Annotated in this window: 3 protein-coding genes; all 3 read left to right on the top strand. The window is 43.9% G+C overall.

What is annotated here, in order from left to right; translation table 11 throughout:
• Positions 1-398: 398 nt before the first annotated feature.
• From EAO36_RS08840 to EAO36_RS07990, 3 genes are read left to right on the top strand one after another with little or no spacing between them, the layout of a single operon-like run.
• Complete coding sequence (locus EAO36_RS08840; protein ID WP_235852425.1) at positions 399-2,174, top strand: hypothetical protein; 1,776 nt, start codon at positions 399-401, stop codon at positions 2,172-2,174.
• 33 nt (positions 2,175-2,207) lie between these two features.
• Positions 2,208-3,182: a hypothetical protein gene (locus EAO36_RS07995; protein ID WP_120955983.1), complete on the top strand. Its 975-nt coding sequence runs from the start codon at positions 2,208-2,210 to the stop codon at positions 3,180-3,182.
• The gene (locus EAO36_RS07990) at positions 3,173-3,439 is read left to right on the top strand and encodes a hypothetical protein (protein WP_120955982.1); all 267 of its coding nucleotides are present in this window, start codon (positions 3,173-3,175) and stop codon (positions 3,437-3,439) included. Before EAO36_RS07995 ends, EAO36_RS07990 begins: the two co-directional genes overlap by 10 nt.
• Positions 3,440-3,460: the final 21 nt, after the last annotated feature.

The raw sequence follows: 3,460 nt of genomic DNA, 5'->3' as shown, positions 1-3,460 counted from the left end.
GATGGTGCTTACCAAGATAAGTTGTTTGCCCAATGCAAAGAGCGCGGGTATTGTATGTAGCATGAGGTGGGTTTTTATATGCCTCTTGGGGTTGGTTTGCTCTTTAGTCTCTGCTCCCATCAAGCCCTCTAAATCTAGACTCTCTAGGGCCAATCTCTCTTAGCGTCCATCAAGTCAGTCTTGAGAGTTTTTGGGCAAAGGGCGTGATGGGATTCTCCAAAGTTCATCTAAAGTCTTTACAATTTTTTGATATACAAAGAACAATCAAGGACTAAAAGATGTGTAGACATATTAAGAAATCACTTGCAAAGCAACCTCCCTCTAAGAGTGGGGGGTATTACCCCAATCCCAAGTTTTCAAACACTCTAAAGTGTCTTTTTATCTTGTGGGGCCTGTGTATGGCACACCTTGTGGCTAAAGAGGCAAAAGAGATCAATTGGCAAGTCCTCTTAAAACAGCACCACATCCCAGGCAAGGTGGTTAAGTCTGTTGATGAGGGTCCGGATTTTAAAGTGCTCATTGTGGATCACAAGGGCAAATGGGAGGCGTGGTGGGTGGATAAACAAACCCTTAAACTGGCTAATCAAAGACCCGATGATTACCCTTATGGTGCTGACCCAACATACGATGAAATATGGGCACACAACCAAGCCATACCCACGCAGATCATAAAGATGTGGAATCTCTTTTACACTGGCCCTTACGCGACTATGCGCGAGGATATGGATGTTTCTTACTTTAAAAAAGCCTTGCTTTCTTTAAAACCCTTGCAAGGCACGGATTGGCAGAGTGCTGTCTTTGATGGCCCCAGTGTGTGGCTCATTAATGCCAACACCACCCAAGCTATAGAAGTGCAACAAGCTTTTGGAGATAATGCCGCCCTATTTAAGAAAATCAACGCACGCGCCCAAACATTGCGCGCCAAAAAAGCCCCCCTTCTCTTTGGATCTTTTTTTGAAGCGTTGCCTAAACCCTGCTTGGATACCTTCCCCTCCACCAACCCCAAAGCTCCCGATCTCTATTTAATTTTGGATTTCGCAGATAGCTTTTCAAATCTCTACCGACGCACAGGAGAAATCCTTAAAAAATTCCCCACCATCTTAAAGCACTACCGCGTGCATGTTTTTCTTACAGATGATGTGAGAGATGGTAAAGCCATCCTATCTAAATCTTACCACCGCCTCAAAAAACAATTCCACGCCACCTCCCTTAAAGGTGATTGTGATGTACCCGATGACCCCAAAGCTGGTAAAAAAGTGGGCGATACGGGCAGAAATTGGGAGGACTTTCTCTTTGGCATTGATAGCAAACACAATGATACACCCGGATATATAGACAACAACAACCCCACCCCCATTATCTATAACCCCAAAATAGGGCTCATCAAAGCGCGCGACTTTTTACAGAGTTTAGACGCTCCTATGGGGGATAAGCCCCCCACGAAGGCGCAGGGTTTGAGTGCCTACAAGGTTGTAAAAAAGGCTAGCTTGAGCCATGCCCCCTTTCAAATCGCGCTCTTGCAAGACAAACAAAGCCTTGAGCAAAGCGTGTGGCTTGATAGCCCACAAGCCAAGCTGTGGTTTAAACCCGGACGGGTGCGCAAGTTACACAAAAACGATCAAGCCCTCTTGAGCGATTTTAAAGAGGAGGCATCGGGTTATAATTATGTGAAAGTCTATGCCAAACCCCTAAAGACCTTTTTTCACAAAGCCCATAGAATCGATCTGGTGCCTAAAAATGCACAGAGAGATTTTTATGTGATTACATCCGCTTCGCCCGCTGCTGCCGATGATCTTGCATATTATAACACCCCCATTAATCTCGTTTCTAAGATTATAAAAAAAGTCCAACAGGGAGATGCGGTGCATATCATTTTAGTGGGATCACTCAGTCAATTGCCCACGGATGATTGTGGCGATCACGCTTGTGATGGGGATGAAGAGACTTGGGTGGCTCAGACTTGTTTTAATGCAGCTAACAAAGCAAAAAATATGGCTGAAAAGCTCGGTGTTATAAGAAATTGTGGCTATGCTGGTGATTATGATTTTAAAGACCCCGGGGAGAGTGCCATTGCTGATAATAGTGCCAATTTAACAGACGATGACACGGGCATGTTTGAAGCGCAAGCGTGGAATCATTTAAACGAGCTATTGCCAGACCCTGATCAAGAATAAAATCTTTAGCTTGTATTAAATAAAGGAGTTGAAATGATTTTCCTCATTGGAATACTTTTACTCATCAGCCCCCTATGGGCTGTAAGCCCTAATTTGGTCCAGCAAATGCAACAAGCCCGCACATTAGTGGTTAAAATTTACGAACAAGATTTTAAAGAGCGTTACACGCGTATAAATTGGGACATGGTCTTTTCCCATGCCATGCAAAAAGAAGCACCAACCCTTGTCAAGCACCTGCAAGCCTTTGTTGATCATATCCCGTTTTTACAAGCCTTCCAGCCCAAAACCCCCAAGCAAGCCCAAATGATCCAAGCGCTCAAAGCCCTTGAGATGTACAACCTTTTTAATTTATTGAGCGACTCCACCCCCGAATTTTATTGCAACAACCACATCTCAAAGTGCAAGAAAATGAAGTCTCCCAAGCGTGTTAAGCCCTTTGACGCTAAAAAACACACTTTAGAATTTTTAAGGGGCATAGAATTGGCCTACGCCCCCTTACTTGGAGCCTATCATCAGGGTTTGGACATTACAGATTATCTACAGATGTTGCATGACAAGTCTGACGCATTAATCCCTAATTGGGAGATTATGGGCATTCGAAAAGATCATTTAAACATGGTTAAAGGTCCTAAGACTCCGACTTTGCGCCACTATTTTGAGGATTTTGCATCCATCGATGCACACAACTACCTCATGGATAGCGGTTTTATTGAAAATGTAAGGTTTTTTGGTGCCAATGAAAAAGATGGTTTCAAAGATTTTTTGACAATCCAGATTGTCCGTGCTGTTGGGGGGGTCAAGGTCCAAGATTTAAACGCGTGGATGGCTTATTGCCAGCGCGCGCCTTTGCCTTCTTGGGGGGTGATGCTAATGACAATGACTTTGAAAGTGCGATGGGTTTGTATTGGGAAAGTGTTACCCATTTGCGTATCACCCCTGCTGAGGATGATGCATATACATTTTCTATTCTCAAGCCAAAAGTCCCTTTTGTCCAAGCGATGCAACTAACTCTCCCCCAAAACCCCACCATTTGTTTGCAACCCCGGTATTTAGACAAAGAGTCTAAAGCACTTTGCTTGCAAATCTTCCAACAACACAGCTATGACCCCAAACCCTTACAAAAATACCTAAACTCCCTGCGCCTCATCTCCATTGACAACGCTCCCTGTGTGTATCTTAACTCTAAGGACCAACTCCAAACCTTTAAATCTAACAATGCCCTATGCTTGGCATTACAAAAACACTTGACAAAGGAACAAAAGTAACTCGCTTATCTTAAAAATTCC

The organism is Helicobacter mehlei, from assembly GCF_003660265.1.
In the GTDB taxonomy this organism is placed as follows: domain Bacteria; phylum Campylobacterota; class Campylobacteria; order Campylobacterales; family Helicobacteraceae; genus Helicobacter; species Helicobacter mehlei.
Note: the sequence above shows the minus strand (reverse complement) of the source record. Positions and strands in the feature narration are given on the sequence as shown.

Bases quoted from the DNA above. Each gene is read 5' to 3' on its own strand.
- EAO36_RS08840 (WP_235852425.1), top strand. From the start codon at position 399: ATGGCACACCTTGTGGCTAAAGAGGCAAAAGAGATCAATTGGCAAGTC.
- EAO36_RS07990 (WP_120955982.1), top strand. From the start codon at position 3,173: ATGCAACTAACTCTCCCCCAAAACCCCACCATTTGTTTGCAACCCCGG.
- EAO36_RS07995 (WP_120955983.1), top strand. From the start codon at position 2,208: ATGATTTTCCTCATTGGAATACTTTTACTCATCAGCCCCCTATGGGCT.